Origin of the sequence: Enterococcus sp. 5H (assembly GCF_028128615.1) — a bacterium.
GTDB lineage: Bacteria > Bacillota > Bacilli > Lactobacillales > Enterococcaceae > Enterococcus_L.
Window position 1 is genome coordinate 438,774 of sequence record NZ_AMDP01000002.1, and the last position, 20,985, is coordinate 459,758.

14 protein-coding genes are annotated in these 20,985 nt (G+C 37.0%); 12 read left to right on the forward strand and 2 right to left on the reverse strand.

What is annotated here, in order from left to right; all coding sequences use genetic code 11:
• The first annotated feature begins 36 nt into the window (after window positions 1-36).
• The 3 genes from C240_RS02270 to C240_RS02280 are packed head-to-tail and all read left to right on the forward strand — an operon-like array spanning window position 37 to window position 3,404.
• Window positions 37-1,926 (forward strand): ABC-F family ATP-binding cassette domain-containing protein, encoded by a 1,890-nt coding sequence (locus tag C240_RS02270; protein WP_271490555.1) that lies wholly within the window; start codon window positions 37-39, stop codon window positions 1,924-1,926.
• Window positions 1,927-1,938: 12 nt separating this feature from the next.
• Window positions 1,939-2,886: a thymidylate synthase gene (locus C240_RS02275; protein ID WP_271490557.1), complete on the forward strand. Its 948-nt coding sequence runs from the start codon at window positions 1,939-1,941 to the stop codon at window positions 2,884-2,886.
• 17 nt (window positions 2,887-2,903) lie between these two features.
• Complete coding sequence (locus C240_RS02280) at window positions 2,904-3,404, forward strand: dihydrofolate reductase (RefSeq protein ID WP_271490559.1); 501 nt, start codon at window positions 2,904-2,906, stop codon at window positions 3,402-3,404.
• Window positions 3,405-3,454: 50 nt separating this feature from the next.
• On the opposite strand, the gene lexA is transcribed toward C240_RS02280, so the two are convergent.
• On the reverse strand, window positions 3,455-4,075 hold the full coding sequence (gene lexA, locus C240_RS02285; RefSeq protein WP_271490562.1) for a transcriptional repressor LexA: 621 nt from the start codon (window positions 4,073-4,075) through the stop codon (window positions 3,455-3,457).
• A 240-nt stretch (window positions 4,076-4,315) separates the two neighbouring features.
• Here lexA and C240_RS02290 point away from each other — a divergent pair, with 240 nt between their 5' ends.
• From C240_RS02290 to C240_RS02300, 3 genes are all read left to right on the forward strand, one after another.
• A complete protein-coding gene (locus C240_RS02290) occupies window positions 4,316-4,558 on the forward strand; it encodes a DUF896 family protein (protein ID WP_271490564.1) in 243 nt (80 codons plus the stop codon).
• A 98-nt stretch (window positions 4,559-4,656) separates the two neighbouring features.
• Entirely contained in the window at window positions 4,657-6,651 is a 1,995-nt protein-coding gene (tkt, locus tag C240_RS02295) for a transketolase (protein WP_271490566.1), read from the forward strand.
• 495 nt (window positions 6,652-7,146) lie between these two features.
• On the forward strand, window positions 7,147-7,995 hold the full coding sequence (locus tag C240_RS02300) for a glucosaminidase domain-containing protein (protein WP_271490568.1): 849 nt from the start codon (window positions 7,147-7,149) through the stop codon (window positions 7,993-7,995).
• A 38-nt stretch (window positions 7,996-8,033) separates the two neighbouring features.
• Here C240_RS02300 and C240_RS02305 read toward each other — a convergent pair whose 3' ends face one another.
• Entirely contained in the window at window positions 8,034-9,029 is a 996-nt protein-coding gene (locus tag C240_RS02305) for a 4-hydroxy-3-methylbut-2-enyl diphosphate reductase (RefSeq protein WP_271490570.1), read from the reverse strand.
• Window positions 9,030-9,205: 176 nt separating this feature from the next.
• Here C240_RS02305 and cysK point away from each other — a divergent pair, with 176 nt between their 5' ends.
• From cysK to metA, 6 genes are all read left to right on the forward strand, one after another.
• Window positions 9,206-10,135, forward strand: coding sequence for a cysteine synthase A (gene cysK, locus C240_RS02310; protein ID WP_271490573.1), 930 nt, complete (start codon window positions 9,206-9,208; stop codon window positions 10,133-10,135).
• Between the two features lie 186 nt (window positions 10,136-10,321).
• On the forward strand, window positions 10,322-10,759 hold the full coding sequence (gene perR / locus C240_RS02315) for a peroxide-responsive transcriptional repressor PerR (protein ID WP_271490575.1): 438 nt from the start codon (window positions 10,322-10,324) through the stop codon (window positions 10,757-10,759).
• Between the two features lie 13 nt (window positions 10,760-10,772).
• Window positions 10,773-11,153 carry a RidA family protein gene (locus C240_RS02320; RefSeq protein WP_271490577.1) on the forward strand — a complete coding sequence of 127 codons (381 nt, stop codon included), beginning with the start codon at window positions 10,773-10,775 and terminating at the stop codon, window positions 11,151-11,153.
• A gap of 254 nt (window positions 11,154-11,407) precedes the next feature.
• Window positions 11,408-12,757: an NADH oxidase gene (locus C240_RS02325; protein ID WP_271490579.1), complete on the forward strand. Its 1,350-nt coding sequence runs from the start codon at window positions 11,408-11,410 to the stop codon at window positions 12,755-12,757.
• A 431-nt stretch (window positions 12,758-13,188) separates the two neighbouring features.
• Window positions 13,189-19,878, forward strand: coding sequence for an Ig-like domain-containing protein (locus C240_RS02330; RefSeq protein WP_271490581.1), 6,690 nt, complete (start codon window positions 13,189-13,191; stop codon window positions 19,876-19,878).
• Window positions 19,879-20,036: 158 nt separating this feature from the next.
• Window positions 20,037-20,960 carry a homoserine O-acetyltransferase MetA gene (gene metA, locus C240_RS02335; RefSeq protein ID WP_271490583.1) on the forward strand — a complete coding sequence of 308 codons (924 nt, stop codon included), beginning with the start codon at window positions 20,037-20,039 and terminating at the stop codon, window positions 20,958-20,960.
• Window positions 20,961-20,985: the final 25 nt, after the last annotated feature.

A 20,985-nucleotide genomic window follows, 5' to 3' on the forward strand; every position in this document is an offset into this window, starting at 1 on the left:
TTGATACAATAAGCAGGATGAAAAGGGCGTGAACAGATGAAAGAATTAAAAATAGCCGAATTAACTAAAACGTACGGCGAAAAAACACTATTTGATCATATATCTTTCAGTATCCGTGACAAAGATCGCATCGGGTTAATTGGTACTAACGGTACTGGTAAAACAAGTTTGTTAAATATTTTAGCAGGTAAAGACAGCGGGGATGGAGATGTAAATTCGATCCAGCAACCAAATGAATACCAAATTGGCTATTTATCTCAAGATCAAACATTCGATCCTAACTTAACCGTAGTAGAAGCTGTTTTCCAAGGCGATACACCGATTATTAAAGCTGTAAAAAATTATGAATTAGCATTACTTGCATTAGCAGAAGACGGTAGTAGTGAAGCGGCACAGAAAAAATACGCTCAAGCTGAAGAACGCATGAATAAAGAAGATGCGTGGACAGCAGACACAGATGCCAAGATTATTTTACAAAAATTAGGTATTGAAACCTTGCACAAAAAAATTGGTGAACTTTCAGGTGGACAAAAAAAACGTGTCAGTTTAGCACAAGTCTTGATTGAATCACCTGACTTGCTCTTATTGGATGAACCAACAAACCACCTTGATTATGAAGCAATTAGTTGGCTTGAAAGTTTCCTCAATAGCTATCGAGGAGCAATATTAATGGTAACTCATGATCGTTATTTTTTAGATCGGGTAACGAACCGAATTTTTGAATTATCTTTCGGTAAATTATATGAATATAAAGGGAATTATGAAGCCTATCTTTTAGCGAAAGCCGAGCGAGAACGTGTAGAAGTTGAGCAAGAAGAAAAAAGAAAACAATTATATAAACAAGAATTGGAATGGATGCGTGCGGGTGTACAAGCTAGAGGCACAAAACAGCAGGCACGACAAGATCGATTTCATGATCTGAAAGAAAACCTTAATCAAGTGAACCATAAAGATCAACTAGAAATTGATGTCGGGACTCAAAGACTAGGCAAAAAAGTTTTAGAAATTCAAGGTGGTTGTTACGAGATTGAAGATAAAGTAATTCTGAATGACTTTAATTTGTTAATTCAAGCGAAAGATCGAATAGGTATTACTGGAAAAAACGGTGCTGGAAAATCAACATTATTAAATATCTTGGCTGGCAGAATTCCTTTAATGAGCGGTGTTTATTCTATTGGAGAAACCGTCCATTTAGCTTATTACACACAACAAAATGAAGCAATGGATCCCAATAAACGCATGATTGCTTATTTACAAGAAGCTGCTGAGCAAGTTCAACGAAACGACGGAACAACAATCAGCGTTGCTGAATTACTAGAACGATTTCTTTTCCCGCGTTTTATGCATGGAACAATCATCGGAAAACTTTCTGGTGGTGAAAAACGTCGACTTTATTTACTAAAACTATTAATAACTCAGCCAAATGTGTTATTATTGGACGAACCAACTAATGATTTGGATATTGATACTCTAACAATTTTAGAAGACTATATTCAATCGTTTAAAGGTGCAGTGGTTGCCGTTTCACATGATCGCTATTTTCTTGATAAAACAATGGACAAACTTTTAATCTTCCAAGGATCAGGTCAAATTGATAGCTACTTTGGATCAATGAGTGAATATGTCACTATCGCAAAAGAACAATCGAAAAAAATAGCTAAAATTGAAAACAAGCCACTTAAAAAAACGAGTGATAAAAAAGAAAAAATCAAACTAACTTATATGGAACAAAAAGAGTGGGAAACGATTGAAGCAGAGATTGAAGTTCTTGAAGAAACCACTACACAACTCGCTGAAGAAATGAACCATCAAGGGGACGACTTCACAAAATTGCAGCAGCTTCAAAACGAGTTGACTATTGCAGAAAAAGAGTTAGAAGATAAAATGGAACGTTGGGAATATTTAAGTGAATTTGCAAACAACTAGGAGGCAGTAAATATGGAAGAAACATATTTAGCGTTAGGGCGTAAAATTTTAGAAGAAGGTCATGTGAAAGAAGATCGTACGGGTACAGGAACTCGTAGTATTTTTGGTTATCAAATGCGTTTTGACCTAGCTGAAGGATTTCCGCTATTAACTACTAAACGGGTTCCTTTTGGCTTGATTAAAAGTGAATTACTGTGGTTTTTAAATGGTGATACGAATATTCGCTATTTATTACAACATAACAACCATATTTGGGATGAATGGGCATTCGAACGATATATAAAAAGTGAAGACTATCAAGGACCTGATATGACTGATTTTGGCCGTCGTGTATTGATAGATGAGACTTTTAAAGAAAACTATGAGCTGGAACATAAAAAATTTTGCGAAAAGATTTTAACTGACGATGCATTTGCCGCTAAATATGGTGAATTAGGTAATATTTACGGTGCTCAATGGCGCCACTGGGAAACGAAAGATGGCGGATTTATTGATCAAATTAAAAATGTTATTGAGATGATTAAAAATACACCTGATTCTCGTCGATTGATTGTATCAGCTTGGAATCCAGAAGATGTACCTTCCATGGCTTTGCCTCCTTGTCATACAATGTTTCAATTTTACGTGAATGATGGAAAACTAAGTTGTCAATTGTATCAACGTAGTGGGGATGTTTTTCTGGGTGTTCCATTTAATATAGCAAGTTACGCTTTGCTAACACATTTAATTGCACATGAAACGGGACTTGAAGTTGGTGACTTCGTGCATACATTAGGTGATGCACACTTATATACGAATCATATCGATCAAATGAAAGAACAACTTTCACGCGACATTCGCTCATTTCCAACGATTAAATTGAATCAAGAAAAAAAATCTGTTTTTGATTTTGATATGGAAGATATTGTGATTGAAGGTTATGATCCGCATCCGGCGATTAAAGCACCGATTGCCGTTTAAGTTGAAAGGAGTCTACAATGTTAGCAGCTATATGGGCGCAAGATGAAAAGGGAACAATTGGAAAAAATAATCATTTACCATGGCACATGCCAAATGATTTAAAATTCTTTAAACAAATGACAGAAAATAACACGATTGTAATGGGTAGAAAAACATTTGAAGGAATGGGCAGCCGTCCATTGCCAAATCGTCAAACAATTGTTATGACAAGAGATAAAAACTATCAAGCCAATGGTGTGATCGTACTCCATACAGTTCAAGAAGTTCTTAACTATGCAGAATCTTTTTCAGGAATAATCTTTATTTCTGGCGGTTCAGCAATTTACGAAGAGTTTTTACCATTTTGTAATGTGCTGTATCGAACTGTAATCAGTCATACTTTTGATGGAGACACAAAGTTTCCTTCAATAAATTGGGATGATTGGACTAGGATTAATTTAAGTGAAGGCGAGCAGGATGAAAAAAATCTTTATCCTTATCAGTTCGAAACTTATCAAAGAAAAGTTTCAGCAGAATAATTTGAATATAGACAAAAAAAACATACTTAAGTTAGTATGTTTTTTTCTGTCTATATGTGGTTACGGTATAAACCGACAACTTTACCTAAAATACTGACGTTACTTAAAATTATCGGTTCCAGTGCATCATTTTCAGGCTGTAACCTAATATGATCTGATTCTTTAAAAAATCTTTTACAAGTTGCTTCATCTTCATCAGTCATAGCAATCACTATATCGCCATTAGAAGCGTCACCCTGTTTTCGAACGATAACTTGATCGCCATCTAATATACCGGCGTTAATCATACTTTCTCCACGAATTGTCAGCATAAACAAGGCATTCTCTTCTGATTGTAAATCAGGAGGAATCGGGAAGAAATCAGAAGCTTCCTCAACAGCCAAAATAGGTTCACCGGCAGTAACTACGCCAAGCATCGGAATAACTGTTGGCTGAACACCGATTTTTTCCAAACCTTCCGCTGTTAGTTCGATAGCTCTCGGTTTAGTAGGATCTCTTAGAATCATGCCTTTTTTTTCTAAACGGGCTAAATGGCCATGAACAGTCGAAGTGGATGACAAATCAACTGCTTTTCCGATCTCCCTTACGGTTGGCGGATAGCCTTTAAGTTCAACTTGTTCGTATATATATTTTAGTACTTCAATTTGTCTTGTGTCTGTACGTTTAACCAAAACCCGCACCTTCTTTCAATTTATAGTTTTAGTGTACCATAGATTAAAGCAGGAATCAAACAAGCGTTCGTGTTTTTCGAAAGTTTGTACTGCCACGATTATTTTAAGACATAATAATTAATCTTTTGCGATGGAAAACCGAATTTTTTCATTAATAATTTAGTTGTATTTTTCTAGTGCTTCTTATAAGATAGACATTGAAGTATAGTTATTAAAAACTATTTAAAGGAGGAGAGAACCATGTTATCGCAGGAAAAAATGAATCGAATTAATGAGCTTGCAAAAAAAGCTAAAGAAAGTGAATTGACTGCAGCTGAAAAAGAAGAACAACAAGTACTTCGTCAAGAATATCTTGCAACATTTAGAAGTGGTATGCGTCATCATATTGAAGGAATGAAAGTTGTTGATCCTGAAGGAAAAGATGTAACTCCTGAAAAATTAAAGGAAATTCAAAAAGCTAAAGGACTACATAATCGAAAATAATTTTGGTTATTTTTACTAAAAGTAATTGCTTTCATAATAGAAATAAGCTAAAATATAGTTAATAAAGGTAAAAAAAACCTAAATAGGAGATGATTTTTTTGTTCGACAACACCGATCAGTTAGGCGTTAACACTATTCGCACATTAAGTATTGAAGCAGTCCAAAAGGCTAACTCAGGTCATCCTGGATTACCTATGGGAGCTGCTCCGATGGCATATGCACTTTGGACAAAACACTTAAAAGTAAATCCTAAAACATCAACCAATTGGGCTGACAGAGATCGTTTTATTTTATCTGCCGGGCATGGATCTGCAATGCTTTATAGCTTATTACATTTAGCTGGATATAACGTTACCATAGATGATCTTAAGAGTTTCCGTCAATGGAACAGTAAAACACCAGGACATCCTGAGGTTCATCATACAGATGGAGTAGAAGCTACAACAGGTCCTTTAGGCCAAGGGATTGCTATGGCTGTTGGAATGGCGATGGCTGAAGCACATACTGCTGCAACATATAATCGTGATAGTTTCCCTGTTATTGATCATTATACTTACGCATTATGTGGAGATGGTGATTTGATGGAAGGCGTTTCACAAGAAGCAAGTTCAATGGCTGGTCATATGAAGCTAGGCAAATTAATTGTTTTATATGATTCAAATGATATCTCACTAGATGGACCGACTTCAAAAGCATTCACCGAAAATGTTGGTGCGCGCTACGAAGCTTACGGATGGCAACACATTTTAGTTAAAGACGGTAATGATTTAGAAGCAATTTCTGCTGCAATTGAGAAAGCAAAAGCTGAAACTGATAAACCAACATTGATTGAAGTCAAAACTGTGATTGGTTATGGCGCACCTAAAGAGGGTACTTCATCTGTTCATGGTGCCCCAATTGGAGCTGATGGCATCACTGCAGCAAAAGCTGTTTATGGTTGGGAATATCCTGATTTTACAGTTCCGGAAGAAGTAGCTGTTCGCTTTAAAGAATCAATTGTTGATGGAGGCGAAAAAGCTGAAAATCAATGGAATAAAATGTTTGGAAACTACGAGAAAGAACATCCACAGTTGGCAAAACAATTTAAACAAGCTTTTGCGGACAAATTACCAGAAAATTGGGATGCTGAATTACCAACATATGAAGTTGGGACTAGTGCTGCAAGTCGTGTGACTAGCAAAGAAACAATTCAAGCTATTTCTAAATCTGTGCCTAGTTTCTGGGGTGGTTCTGCTGATTTATCTGCTTCCAATAATACAATGGTTACAGCTGAAAAAGATTTTGAACCTGGACAATACGAAGGACGTAATATTTGGTTTGGCGTTCGTGAATTTGCTATGGCGGCAGCTATGAATGGAATACAATTGCATGGAGGAAGCCGTATCTATGGAGGAACATTCTTCGTATTTACAGATTACCTACGTCCAGCAGTCCGTTTAGCGGCTATTCAAAATACTCCGGTTACTTATGTTTTAACTCATGATTCAGTAGCTGTTGGCGAAGACGGTCCTACGCATGAACCTGTTGAACAACTTGCAAGTGTACGTTGCATACCAGGAGTTCAAGTAATCCGCCCAGCAGATGGAAATGAGACTGTAGCAGCGTGGAAAATTGCGATGACTACAAAAGATGCTCCAACTGTTTTGGTATTAAGTCGACAAAATTTACCTGTAATTGAAGGTACTAAAGAAAAAGCGACTGAGTTTGTTCAAAAAGGTGCTTATGTAATCTCACCACAAAAAGGTGATAAGCCTCAAGGGATTTTGATTGCTACTGGTTCAGAAGTGAACTTAGCAATTGACGCTCAAAAAGCATTAGCTGAGCAAGGCAAAGATGTATCTGTTGTTTCTATGCCAAGCTTTGATCTTTTTGAAAAACAATCAGCAGATTATAAAGAATCAGTTCTACCAAAAGAAATTACTAAACGTGTAGCAATTGAAGCAGCATCACCATTTGGTTGGGAACGTTATGTAGGTTCAGCAGGATCTACAGTGACAATTAACCATTTTGGAGCATCAGCACCAGGCGATTTAGTATTGAAAGAATTTGGTTTTACTGTCGAAAATGTAGTTGCAACATTTAACAACTTATAATTTTTAAGAGGCTGAGACAAAAGTGTTTAGCTCCGAGAAATAAGAAGGAATTCACGAAAATTGTTCTTCAAATTTTTGTGAATTTCGGCTTATTTCCGAAGGAGCTGCTTTTTTCTCGCCGTTTATTCGGATCTAGTGAGTGAAACAAAACGGATTTTTAGTTTTGTTCCACTCACTTTTTTGTTTTAATTAAATGAAATAAATAGGAAATATTTTTGTAATACTAATAAATTAAAACAAATATGACATAATGCGGTATTTTTGTTTTTAATATTTTCCCAAAATCATTATTTGTAGGATCTACAAATTTTAGGAAACATAAATTACCAACGCTGTGTAAAAAATACAAAACAAAATTTTAATTACCAATAAATCAAACATTTCAGCTAGATTACGCTACTTTTAAATCTTCAAATTATAGGACTTAATTATTGTTTATAAAAATAGACACTAGTAAAATGACTTTATGATGTTCTATTGAGGAGGAACAAAAGAATGAATAAAAGTACGAGAAGTAGTAGACACCAGCACAAAACAAAAGGATATAAAGTGAGTGGAAAGCAATTGGCAGCAGTTATTGGTACGTCGTTAGTTGTTATGCCAGTCGCAGGTAGCTTGTCTCCTTTAAGCGCGCAGGCAAACGAAGTCGAACAACAAGGAGCAGCTTCTCAACAAGCATTTATTGATTCTATTGGTTATTCAGCTGCTTCTGTTGCTAGTGCAAATGATTTATACGCATCTGTAATGATTGCGCAAGCTCTTTTAGAAAGTAGCTATGGTACTTCTGGTTTAGCGGCAGCACCAAATTATAATTTGTTTGGTGTAAAAGGAAGTTATAATGGACAAACCGTATATATGCCAACTTCTGAATATTTAAATGGAGAATGGGTAACATTGACCGAACCATTTAGAAGTTATCCTTCATATGCTGATTCATTTCAAGATCATGCCAATGTTTTAAGGACAACTTTAGCTTCTAGCGGTGATTATCATTATTCAGGCGTTTGGAAAAACAATACAACCAGTTATGCTGATGCTACAGCAGCTTTAGCTGGCAGATATGCTACCGATCCGAATTATAGTAGTAAATTAAATTGGTTAATATCGACCTATAATTTAACAGCTTATGATTGGGGAACAACTGATACTTCAGTGACGGATCAATCAACAGTTGGTCAAAGTAGTGCTACTACTGTTTCTTCTAGCCAATCTTACACAGTAGTTTCTGGAGACACTTTATGGGGAATTGCTGAAAAATCTGGAATGTCAGTAGATCAATTGATGTCATTGAACGGAATATCTGCTGAATTAATCACAGTAGGTCAAGTATTACAAGTTGCGTAAAAAAACAAAGATTGTCTGAGTGGACAATCTTTGTTTTTTTATCTTTTTCCAGAACGCAATTCTTCTAAACGTCGTTGACGATTTTTGGTTAAATCCTTAAATCGTGATCTTGGAAGAATTGCTTCAGCAGTTGTTGTAGAATTTTTAGTATGTGTTTCAGGATTAGTTATATCAAATTCTTGCAGATATTCTATGACTTCACGAACAATTTGAGTAGGGGTTGAGGCTCCAGCAGTTACTGCTACTTTTTTTACATTAGTCAACCAATTTACATCAATTTTTGAGACATCAGAAATTCTATACGCATTTACACCAGCTTGTTCGATGGAAACTTGAGCTAATCGGTTGCTGTTGTTACTTTTAGGATCACCGACAACTAGAGTTAAATCGCAGCCTTGTGCTTGTTCAACTACAGCTTCTTGCCGTACCTGCGTCGCTTTGCAAATATCTTTATGGATTACAACTGTAGGATATTCAGCCTGGATTGCCAGCATCAAATCATTCACATCCCATTGGCTCATAGTGGTTTGATTAGTGACAAAAATTTTTTCAACAGACAAGTTTAAATTTGTAATATCATCTAGATTTGAGACTAAATGAACGTGATTGGGTGAAACACCTAATGCACTTTCAGGTTCAGGGTGATTTTTTTTACCAATGTATATGATCTCAAATCCTTCTGCAACTTTTTCCGCAATCAATTCATGAGTAATCATCACGTCAGGGCAAGTAGCATCTAGTACTGTCAGGCCTTTTTCCTTAGCTAACTTCTTTACCTTTGGAGAGGTACCATGTGCTGTGAAAATGACCGTTCCATGTTCTACTTGTGCTAAGATAGATTCTCGATTTTCCCCATCTAAAGTGTGAATACCAATACTTTCAAAAGCATCAGTGACATGCTGATTATGAACAATCATACCTAAAATATAGATAGGTCGAGGCAAGCTTTCATCTAATGAAGCATTTCTAGCGATGACCATTGCATCAACAACTCCATAGCAATAGCCTCGGGGACTAATATTTATAATTTCCATTTTTTCAATATCTCCTAATTGAAATTTTAAAATCTCATTAACTATACTACACTTTATTTAAAAAAAATTAAAGAGTAGACAACATTGCAAAATAATAGCCAGAATGAAGGTTTTGAGCTATTATAAACACAAGAAAGTTTTTAACTGTAAGGAATATGAAAATGGAGGAAAAAAATATGACTCAAATTTTTAATTCAGTAACAGAATTGATCGGTAAAACACCGATTGTAAAACTAAGAAACGTTGTTCCAGATGGAGCTGCTGATGTTTATGTTAAACTTGAATTTTTTAACCCAGGCGGTAGCGTAAAAGATCGAATCGCTTTAAATATGATTGAACAAGCTGAGAAAAATGGTCAGTTAAAAGCTGGGGATACAATCGTTGAACCGACTAGTGGCAATACAGGGATCGGTTTGGCAATGGTTGGCGCAGCTAAAGGTTATAAAGTGGTAATTGTTATGCCTGATACAATGAGCATTGAACGTCGCAAACTAATGCAAGCATACGGTGCTGAGTTACTATTAACACCAGGTGCTGAAGGGATGAAAGGTGCCATTGCTAAAGCTTCTGAACTTGCTGAGCAAGATGGTTACTTTATGCCGATGCAATTTGAAAATCCCGCAAATGCTGAAGCTCATGAAAAAACGACAGGTAAAGAAATCCAGCAAGCTTTTGGACAAGCTGGATTAGATGCTTTTGTTGCAGGTGTCGGAACAGGTGGGACAATAACTGGCGTTGGCAAAGAACTAAAACGAGTATATCCTAAAATTTCTATCATTGCAGTTGAACCAACTGAATCACCTGTGTTAGAAGGTGGACAACCTGGTCCTCATAAAATCCAAGGAATTGGCGCAGGATTTGTTCCAAAAGTATTAGATACTGCAATCTATGAAAAAGTCATGGGTGTTCCAAGTGAAGCGGCAATGGAAACTGCACGTCAATTAGCTGAAAAAGAAGGTCTTTTAGTTGGAATTTCAGCAGGTGCTGCTGTAAATGCTGCAATAGAAGTAGCAAAAACGTTAGGAAAGGGCAAGAAAGTCCTAACAGTAATCCCAGATAATGGAGAAAGGTACTTATCAACTGCCTTGTATAATTTGCCTGAATAAATTCTCACAACCCAAAGAAAAGTTTATTTTCTTTGGGTTGTATTTGTATATAAATCAGCCAAAATGTTGTCATTTGCATCTTTTCTTAAAAAAACAGTGATATTATTGATATATTCAGTATTTTTTGTTGTCAATATAGTTTAGAAATAGTATTATTTAAGAAAGATAAACTGGGAGGGAAACCAAATGGATAATATATTGGTAAAAAATGCACTTGAAGAATTAAAAGAAGCCAATATTCGTATTACTCCTCAAAGATATGCTATTTTAGAATATTTAATTGAAAATCATAGCCATCCAACTGCTGATGAAATTTATCGTTCATTGGAAGCTCGTTTTCCTAATATGAGTGTGGCAACTGTATATAATAATTTACGTTTATTTACGGATATCGGTTTTGTACAAGAAATGAACTACGGTGATGCATCAAGTCGTTTTGATTTTAGTTCAAAAAAACATTACCATGCTATTTGTCAAAATTGCGGGAAAATTGTTGACTTTCATTATCCAGGCTTAGAGGATGTTGAAATGGCTGCAAGTAAATTAACTGGTTTTGAGATCAACGAACACCGTTTAGAATTATACGGATTATGTCCAGATTGTCAAAACGCAGAAAAAAAATGAAGTGAGGGAAACGATGAAATCAATTCATACAGATAAAGCACCTAAAGCAATCGGACCTTATGTACAGGGAAATATTGTGAATGGCTTATTATTTGCTTCAGGTCAAGTTCCTTTAAGTCCTGAGACAGGAGAAGTAGTTGGAACTACAATTAAAGAACAGACTGAACAAGTTCTAAAAAATATTTCGGCAATTCTGGAAACAGTTGAAAGTGACTTCGATCATGTGGTTAAAACAACTTGTTTTTTGAAAGACATGAACGATTTTGCTGCATTTAATGAAGTATATGCGACTGCATTTACAAACAATTTGCCAGCTCGTTCAGCTGTAGAAGTAGCCCGATTACCAAAAAATGTTCTGGTTGAGATAGAAATTATCGCAACAGTTAATAACTAGCTAAATATTTTCACAAGCTGAGAAATTAAATTTTCTCAGCTTTTTTTCTTGTAAACACAGTGTTTATATTTGGAAATAAGAATATATCAATGAGGATCTAGTTAAATTTAACAAAGTTTGTGAAAAAATATTTTTATAATTCACAAGCAAAGAACTCGAATATGGGTTTCCAGTTTGTTATATTTTTAATAGACCAATAGAATTATTCTAATCTAATTGGTGAAAAATTTAACTTGAAAGAAGGGATTTACAATATGAAAGTCGTAGTCGTAGGATGTACGCATGCAGGAACAGCTGCAGTCAAAAGTATTTTAACAAATCACCCAAATGCGGAGGTAACCGTTTATGAACGAAATGATAATGTATCATTTTTATCTTGCGGTATTGCTCTTTATGTCGGAGGCGTGGTGAAAGAAGCTAGCAGCTTATTCTATTCAAGTCCTGAAGAACTAGCGTCTCTTGGTGCTACTGTCAAAATGGAACATGAAGTCGAAACAATCGATGTTGATCATAAAACTGTAACTGCTAAAAACTTACTAACAGGAAAAGAAGAAACTGTTTCATATGATAAGTTAGTTATGACCACTGGTTCTTGGCCAATCATTCCGCCAATCAAAGGAATTGAATCAGAAAATATTTTATTATGTAAAAACTATAATCAAGCCAATGTAATTATTGAGCGAGCAAAAGACGCGAAAAAAGTCGTTGTTGTCGGTGGCGGCTACATCGGAATTGAATTAGTGGAAGCTTTTGTGGAATCTGGTAAGGAAGTTACTTTAATTGATGGACTTGACCGTATTTTAAATAAATATTTAGACAAACCTTTTACAGATGTTTTAGAAAAAGAATTAGTTGAGCGTGGTGTTAATTTGGCTTTAGGTGAAAATGTTCAAGAGTTCAAAGCTGATGAACATGGTCATGTGAATAAAGTAATTACACCAAGTCAAGAGTTTGAAGCGGATATGGTTATTATGTGTGTTGGTTTCACACCAAATACTGTATTGCTTAAAGACAAAGTAGAAATGTTGCCAAACGGAGCTATCGTAGTTGATAAATTTATGCGATCAAGCAATCCAGATATTTTGGCTGCTGGAGATAGTGCAGTAGTACACTACAATCCAAGTAATACTACAAATTATATCCCATTAGCTACAAATGCCGTTCGTCAAGGAATGTTAGTTGGATACAATCTAGAAGAAGAAAAATTAGCATATCGTGGCACCCAAGGAACTTCAGGTTTATATTTATTTGGTTGGAAAATTGGTTCGACAGGTGTTACTGTTGAAAGTGCAAAAATGAACAATTTAGATGTAGCAGCTACTGTTTTTGAGGATAACTATCGTCCTGAATTTATGCCAACAACTGAAAATGTAATGATGGAACTTGTTTATGAACAAGGAACAAACCGAATTGTTGGTGGACAATTAATGTCTAAATATGATATTACTCAGTCTGCAAATACATTATCATTAGCAGTTCAGAATGAAATGACAGTAGAAGATTTAGCTATATCTGATTTCTTCTTCCAACCGCACTTTGACCGCCCTTGGAATTACTTGAACTTATTAGCTCAAGCAGCATTAAAGGATATTAACAATAAATAAACTAAAAAATCTAGAGTTGAATGATTCTTCGTTCAACTCTAGATTTTTTAGTTTATTTAAGAAAACGGATGAAAATAATGAAATCCTAAACCTTGTAATATTAACTTAATAATAATTATTGTATTTTTTTTATTTGTCAAATAAACGTCAATATGAGTGGAATAACATTCTAAAAGATTGTTATCAACCCTTAGAAACTGTATAATACAGGTATTTTTTAAATATAAATCTAGTGTAAATCAAAAAAAGAGTGATTTTTGAATCATTTTATTTCCAAAAATATTATAAAGGTTATAAAATCCGAAGGTAGAAGCTTAATTTTTTATTTTTTGTCTGTTGCTCGTGTTCTACGAAAGGAGAGTGTGTCTGTTTTGTTCAAATAAGCTTCTGTTTGTTATGTGATATCAGTTAAATGTAAGAGGAGGATAATCATGAAAAATGATAAGCAAAAAAAGAAAAGTGTTAAATCTTCAAAAAAGCAAAATAAGTATCGTGCGTTATCTTTAGTATTGACAAGTACGTTAGTTATTGCGCCATTAACTGTCCCATTATCGTTTTACTTACCAGGAGGAATTACTGCTTCAGCTGCTATTTTAGACGCAGAAATCCTCTCAAACATTACAAGTTCGAACAATAGTGGGACAACAACTGCAAATCGTTGGACAGCTGATGGTACTTCAAAGAATGTTAATTTCACTATTTCTGGAGGAGAATTAGTTGGCGGTTCTGTTATCACAAGCGGGAGAAAACAAGCAGTATTAGCTATTCCAAATGAACTTAAAGGACGTGTTTCTCTAAATGGAGCAGCACAAATTAATACAAATGTTACTATAACGGTAAGTCAACTAGCCTTTTTATCTGCAACATTGACCGCAGTCAATAATTTATCAAATGTATTAACTCAAGTTGCAGATGGTGTTTTTGGTAGTTTAACAGGAGTTAATATCAATTTGACAACTGTTAACCAAAAAATCGCAGCGTTAAACAACTTATCTAATTTCGGAAGTGCGACATTCAATTCTACACCTGTCCTATCTACTGACGGATCATATATTAGCGCAAATATCGATGATGGGTTAGGTTTAGTACTAGCGCAAAATGTGACAACGATACTACAAGATTTAAAATCGGCAGTAAATGCATTAAATGCTACAGGCACAAACATTCCTACAAATATAGTTGCAGGTGCAATTAATGTTGCCTTGTCTCCAGTAAAACTGGCTACAAATGCTGCTCTTGACATTGCAATTCCTCTTGTGGGTGTTGGAGGTGCAGGTGTTAATCAGTTAGCTGATGCTTCGGTTTTAGGTTCAACAACTGTTAATTTACCAACAACTGTAACTAGTCCACAAAGTTTGACTCAAAACTTAAATGCTCGATTTGTTGGTACTGTGGTTAAAGCTGATGTTATTGATATCGGGTTAATTACCACAGCAAATGGTGTTTCGAATATTTATTATGCTGGTACAGCTGCAGTTGTAGCGCCACCAGTAGTAACCAACACAACTGGTACTTCTCAAACTGGATATACAGTAACCGGTACAGCTACTGCTGGCAACACAGTCGATATCCGAAACGCTGGCGGAACAACAATCGGTACTGGTGTTGCAAATGGAAGCGGCATTTTTAGTATTACCATTCCTCAAGGCCAGGCTGGAGCAAGTCAAGCTCTTAATGCCATCGCAAAAGACGGAGCAACAGAAAGTACTGCAACTGCTTTTACAACGCCTGTAGATCCAATAGTCGTAGCACCACCAGTAGTAACCAATACAACTGGTACTTCTCAAACTGGATATACAGTAACCGGTACAGCTACTGCTGGCAACACAGTCGATATCCGAAACGCTGGCGGAACAACAATCGGTACTGGTGTTGCAAATGGAAGCGGCATTTTTAGTATTACCATTCCTCAAGGCCAGGCTGGAGCAAGTCAAGCTCTTAATGCCATCGCAAAAGACGGAGCAACAGAAAGTACTGCAACTGCTTTTACAACGCCTGCAGATCCAATAGTCGTAGCACCACCAGTAGTAACCAATACAACTGGTACTTCTCAGACTGGTTATACAGTAACCGGAACTGCTGCTGCTAATGATACAGTGGATATTCGTAATGCAAATGGACCAACAATCGGTACTGGTATTGCTGATGGCAGTGGCAATTTCACTATTACCATTCCTGAAGGGCAAGCAACAGCAAATCAGTCATTACATGCAGTTGCAAAAGTTGGAGCAGTTGAAAGTACACCAACATCATTCACTACACCTGCTGACCCAGTAACGGTTGATGCACCAACTATCGACTCAGTCACTGGTACTTCTTTGACTGGTCATACGGTTAAAGGTAATGCACCTGTAGGTACACAAGTACAGATCCGCAATACAGGTGGTACAGTTATCGGAACAACTGCAACTGATAACGATGGGAATTTTGAGATTGTACTTCCTATCGGATTAACAACAGCAAATCAAAACTTATTGGCAATAGCGATTGATGAAAATAATAATCAAAGTCCTGAAACATCATTTACAACACCAGCAGATCCAGTAGCAGTCGTTGCGCCAACTGTAGATAACGTAGCTGGAAATTCTACTTCTGGTTATACCGTGACAGGTACAGCAACTGCTGGAAATACAGTTGAAATCAAAAACACAGGCGGCACAGTAATTGGTTCAACAATTGTTGATGGTAGTGGTAACTACACTGTGATCTTACCTATTGGAAGTGCGACTCCAAATCAACAATTAAATGCAATTGCTAAAGATGGCAATGGAAATCAAAGTCCAGCAACATCATTCACAACACCTGCCGATCCGGTAGAAATTACTGCACCGACTGTAAAAACAGTCATCGGAAGCTCAACAACCGGCTATACAGTAACAGGTACAGCAACTGCTGGAAATACGGTTGAAATTAGAAATACTGGCGGCACAGTAATTGGTTCTGGTATTGCTGATCCAAGTGGCAACTTTACAGTAACATTACCTATTGGCAGTGCAACACCAAGTCAACAGTTAAATGCGGTAGCTAAAGATGGGGATGGAAATACTAGCCCGGCTACTCCATTTACAACACCAGCAGATCCAGTAGTAGTTAACGCACCATCAGTAAATAGCGTAACAGGAAATTCTACTTCCGGCTATACAGTAACCGGTACAGCAACTGCTGGAAACACAGTTGAAATTAGAAATACAGGCGGTACAATTATTGGTTCTGGTATTGCTGATGGCAGCGGCAACTTTACTGTTACTTTACCTATTGGAACAGCAACGCCAAATCAACAATTAAACGCAATTGCTAAAGATGGCGATGGAAACACTAGTCCTGCAACACCGTTCACAACACCAGCTGACCCAGTAATTGTAAATGCACCAACAGTTAGTAGCGTAACAGGAAATTCTACTTCTGGTTACACGGTGACCGGTACAGCAACTGCTGGAAACACAGTTGAAATTAAAAATACAGGCGGTACTGTAATCGGTACTACAATAGCTGATCCAAGTGGAAACTATACAGTTATGATCCCTGTTGGATTAGCAACACCAAATCAACAATTAAGCGCAGTGGCCAAAGATGGTGATGGCAATCAAAGTCCAGCTACACCATTTACAACCCCAGCTGATCCAGTAGTAGTTAGTGCACCAACAGTAAACAGCGTAACAGGAAATTCTACTTCTGGTTATACAGTAACAGGTACAGCAACTGCTGGAAATACTGTTGAGGTGAGAAATACAGGAGGTACAGTTATTGGTACAACTATTGCTGATCCAAGTGGAAACTATACAGTTACAATCCCAGTTGGACTAGCATCTCCAAATCAGCAATTAAATGCAATAGCTAAAGATGGTGATGGCAATCAAAGTCCAGCAACACCATTTACAACACCGACTGATCCAGTAGTAGTTACTGCGCCTACAGTCGATAGCGTAACAGGAAATTCTACTTCTGGTTACACAGTAACTGGTACTGCACCTGAAGGTAGTACTGTAGAAATCAAAAATACAGGAGGCACAGTGATTGGCTCTGGTGTGGCTGATGGTGATGGTAATTATACGATTACACTTCCTGCAGGAACAGCAACACCAAATCAACAATTAACAGCAACAGCTAAAGATGAGGATGGAAATACAAGTCCTGGAACTACATTTGTTACGCCTGCTGACCCAGTAGTGATTTCATCTCCAACGGTCAATAACGTAAGTGGTAACTCAACAACTGGTTATACTGTGACAGGCACCGCAACACCAGGAAATACAGTTGATATCAAAAATACAGGCGGAACAGTGATTGGTACAGCAGTAGTTGACCCAAGTGGTAATTATACCGTTACTATTCCGGCAGGGTTAGCAACACCAAATCAACAACTTAACGCAGTAGCCAAAGATGGTGACGGAAATCAAAGTCCGGCAACACCATTTACAACACCTGCTGATCCAGTAACTATTACTTCACCTACAGTAGATAGTGTAACGGGTAATTCAACAACAGGCTATACAGTAACTGGTACAGCAGCTGCAGGAAATACTGTCGAAGTTAGAAATACTGGTGGCACAGTTTTAGGCTCAGCAATCGCTGATGGTAGTGGCAACTATACGATTATTTTACCTACAGGAACTGCGACACCTAACCAACAATTAAATGCAGTAGCGAAAGATGGCGACGGTAATCAAAGCTCAGCTACTCCATTTGTTACCCCTGCTGACCCAGTAGTTGTAACCTCACCTACCGTAACAAATGTAACAGGAAATTCAACGACCGGTTATACAGTAACAGGTACTGCAACTGCTGGAAATACAGTTGAAATTAGAAATACTGGTGGTACTGTCATTGGCTCTAGCATTGCAGATGGTGATGGAAACTACACAGTTATAATTCCAGCCGGTTCTGCAACACCAAATCAACAATTAAGCGCAGTAGCGAAAGATGGCGATGGTAATCAAAGTCCAGCAACACCATTTACAACACCAGCAGACCCAGTAGTAATTGCAGCCCCTACAGTAGATAGTGTAACGGGTAACTCGACATCTGGTTATACAGTAACAGGTACTGCTGCTCCAGCTGACAGCTCTATTGAGATCAGAAATACAGGCGGAACAGTCATTGGTTCTGGCGTTGCAGATGGCAGTGGTAATTATACTGTGACAATTCCTGCTGGTTCTGCAAATCCAAACGAGCAATTAACAGTAGTTGCAAAAGATGGCGATGGGAACACTAGTCCAGCGACACCATTTACAACACCAGCAGATCCAGTAGTAATTACAGCTCCTACAGTAGATAATGTATCTGGCAATTCAACAACAGGCTATACAGTAACTGGTACTGCACCAGCTGGCAGCACTGTAGAAATAAAAAATACTGGTGGAACAGTGATCGGTTCTGGTACTGCGGATGGTAGTGGTAATTTCACAGTGACAATTCCAGCCGGTTCTGCGACTCCGAATGAAGAGTTAACAGCTTCTGCTAAAGATAATAATGGTAATACTAGTCCTGAAACATCATTTACAACCCCGGCTGATCCAGTAATAATTGCTGCTCCGACAATTGAAAATGTTACAGGAACAGCAGCTACAGGATACACAGTAACAGGTACTACTACTGTAGGTAATACAGTTGATGTTAAAAACACTGGTGGGACAGTTATTGGTACAGCAGTAGTTGATCCAAGTGGTAATTTTACAATTACAATTCCAACTGGTTTAGCTACACCAAATCAACAACTAAGCGCAGTAGCGAAAGATGGTGATGGCAATCAAAGTACAGCTACACCATTCACCACCCCTGCAGATCCAGTACATGTCAACGCACCAGTGGTTACTAATGTTACAGGTACCTCATCGACAGGTCATACAGTGACAGGTACTGCAACTGCAGGTCATACGGTTGAGATTAGAAACACCGGAGGAACATTACTTGGAACAACGACAGTTGATGAAGGCGGAAACTTTGTTGTTGCACTTTCAGTTGGAACAACAACAGCTAGTCAACAATTGAATGCAGCAGCCAAAGATGGCGATGGAAATCAAAGTACAGCTACACCATTCGCTACTCCAGCCGATCCAGTTTCAATTACAGCTCCAACGGTTGATAGTGTAACTGGTAATTCTGAATCAGGTTATACGGTAACAGGGACAGCTCCAGCTGGAAGTACAGTTGAAGTAAGAAATACGAATGGAACAGTGATCGGAACAGGTACAGCAGATCAAAACGGTAACTACACAGTTGTTATTCCAGCTGGTTCAGCAGGAGAAAACGAACAACTAACTGCAGTAGCCAAAGATGGCGATGGAAATACAAGCCCTGGAACTTCATTTGTTACTCCAGCTGATCCAGATGTTATTGTTGCCACTCCAATAATTACTAAAATAACAGGAAACTCTTTAACTGGTTATACTATATTTGGTAAAGAAACACCTGGAAACACAGTAAAAATTTATGATACTGACGGTTTCCTTCTAGGTCAAGCAATTGTTAATGAATCAGGCACATTTACTATCAAGCTTCCAATTGGCTTTGCTCATGCAAAAGAACTGCTTTCAGCAATTGCTTTAGACCCAGAGGAGAATCAAAGTTCTCCAGCTAACTTTAATTTACCGGATGATCAAACTAGTGTGACAATATCTGCACCAATTGTAGAAAACGTAACAGGTAGTTCAACAACTGGATATAATGTTAGCGGTACGGCAGATCCTGGAACAATTGTTGACATCTATAATACAGATGGAAATAAAGTAGGTTCTAGTAATGTAGATGAAAATGGTGATTTTGATGCTAACATTTTACCTGGAATGGTTAAACCGAATGAAGAAGCTACGGCTGTTTCAAGGGATAATAATGGAAATCATAGCGAATCAACCTCATTTGTAATACCGTCTGATCCAGGAACAGGTAATAATGGGAATGGCAATAATGGTACAAATGGCAATGGTACCAGCACAGGAACTAATACTACTGGAACTGGAACAAATAACGGAACAACTTCCGGTTCACAAAGTCTCGGCGGATCACAAAAAAATCTACCTAATAATGGTGAAGTAGTTAGTAATTGGAGCTTAATTGGATCACTATTACTTGGCGCCTTAGGTATTTTCGCAATTAAACGTAAAAACAAAAAAGAAGAAGAATAAGTCATTTGTTTTTACGAACTTCAATAAAAAATGAGATAGGTTGAATGACCTGTCTCATTTTTTTATTTTATTTTATTTTTCACAAAGAAACAAGCTTTCTTTATAGAGCCATATAGCGTAAAATAGAAGTATTCAAATAAAAAGGGAGGAATAATAGCATGCCGATTCGTGTACCAAAAGAACTACCTGCAATAAAAGTTTTAGAAAAAGAAAAAATATTTGTAATGGACGAAGATCGCGCCATGCGGCAAGATATTCGCCCTTTAGAAATACTAATTTTAAATTTAATGCCAAAAAAAGATGAGACTGAGGTCCAATTACTGAGACTTTTAAGTAATACTCCGTTACAAATAAATGTAGAGCTTTTACATATGAGTAGTCATGAAGCCAAAAATACTTCTAGTGACCATTTGAAGCGATTTTACAATCAATTCGAAAAAGTCAAAAACAAATTTTACGATGGAATGATTATTACTGGTGCTCCGATTGAACAATTGCCATTTGAAGAAGTTGATTATTGGCATGAACTTCAGGAAATTTTTTTATGGAGCAAGACCCATGTTTTTTCAACGTTCCATATTTGTTGGGGCGCACAAGCAGGGCTTTACTACCATCATAATATCCCGAAATATAAGCTCGACAAAAAACTTACAGGTATTTATTCTCATACTGTTTTGTCACCAACTTGGAGTATTTTAAAAGGGTTTGATGATATTTTTTCTGCACCTCATTCACGATATACAGAAGTTAAAAGAACAGATATACAGAAGATCAACGAATTAGAAATTTTAGTTGAATCAGAGCAAGCTGGCATTTTCTTAGTGGGCAATAAAAATAATCGAGCATTTTATGCAATGGGGCACTTAGAATATGATCGAAAAACGTTGCAACAAGAATTTGAACGCGATCAAAAAAAGGGGATCCAGCCTGACCTGCCAGAAGATTATTTTCCTAATAACAATCCAGCTGAATTTCCACAACTACGTTGGCACATGGCAGCATCGCTATTATTTACCAATTGGTTAAATTATGCCGTTTATCAAAATACTCCTTATCACCTACATGATTTATTAAACCTATAGACCTACTGAATGAATAAAAGAGTGA

Excerpts from the sequence above, each read along its gene's own strand:
- C240_RS02325 (WP_271490579.1), top strand. The coding sequence starts at position 11,408 with ATGAAAGTCGTAGTCGTAGGATGTACGCATGCAGGAACAGCTGCAGTC.
- C240_RS02280 (WP_271490559.1), top strand. The coding sequence starts at position 2,904 with ATGTTAGCAGCTATATGGGCGCAAGATGAAAAGGGAACAATTGGAAAA.
- C240_RS02305 (WP_271490570.1), bottom strand. The coding sequence starts at position 9,029 with ATGGAAATTATAAATATTAGTCCCCGAGGCTATTGCTATGGAGTTGTT.
- C240_RS02330 (WP_271490581.1), top strand. The coding sequence starts at position 13,189 with ATGAAAAATGATAAGCAAAAAAAGAAAAGTGTTAAATCTTCAAAAAAG.
- C240_RS02320 (WP_271490577.1), top strand. The coding sequence starts at position 10,773 with ATGAAATCAATTCATACAGATAAAGCACCTAAAGCAATCGGACCTTAT.
- C240_RS02290 (WP_271490564.1), top strand. The coding sequence starts at position 4,316 with ATGTTATCGCAGGAAAAAATGAATCGAATTAATGAGCTTGCAAAAAAA.
- metA (WP_271490583.1), top strand. The coding sequence starts at position 20,037 with ATGCCGATTCGTGTACCAAAAGAACTACCTGCAATAAAAGTTTTAGAA.
- cysK (WP_271490573.1), top strand. The coding sequence starts at position 9,206 with ATGACTCAAATTTTTAATTCAGTAACAGAATTGATCGGTAAAACACCG.
- C240_RS02275 (WP_271490557.1), top strand. The coding sequence starts at position 1,939 with ATGGAAGAAACATATTTAGCGTTAGGGCGTAAAATTTTAGAAGAAGGT.
- C240_RS02270 (WP_271490555.1), top strand. The coding sequence starts at position 37 with ATGAAAGAATTAAAAATAGCCGAATTAACTAAAACGTACGGCGAAAAA.
- perR (WP_271490575.1), top strand. The coding sequence starts at position 10,322 with ATGGATAATATATTGGTAAAAAATGCACTTGAAGAATTAAAAGAAGCC.
- C240_RS02300 (WP_271490568.1), top strand. The coding sequence starts at position 7,147 with ATGAATAAAAGTACGAGAAGTAGTAGACACCAGCACAAAACAAAAGGA.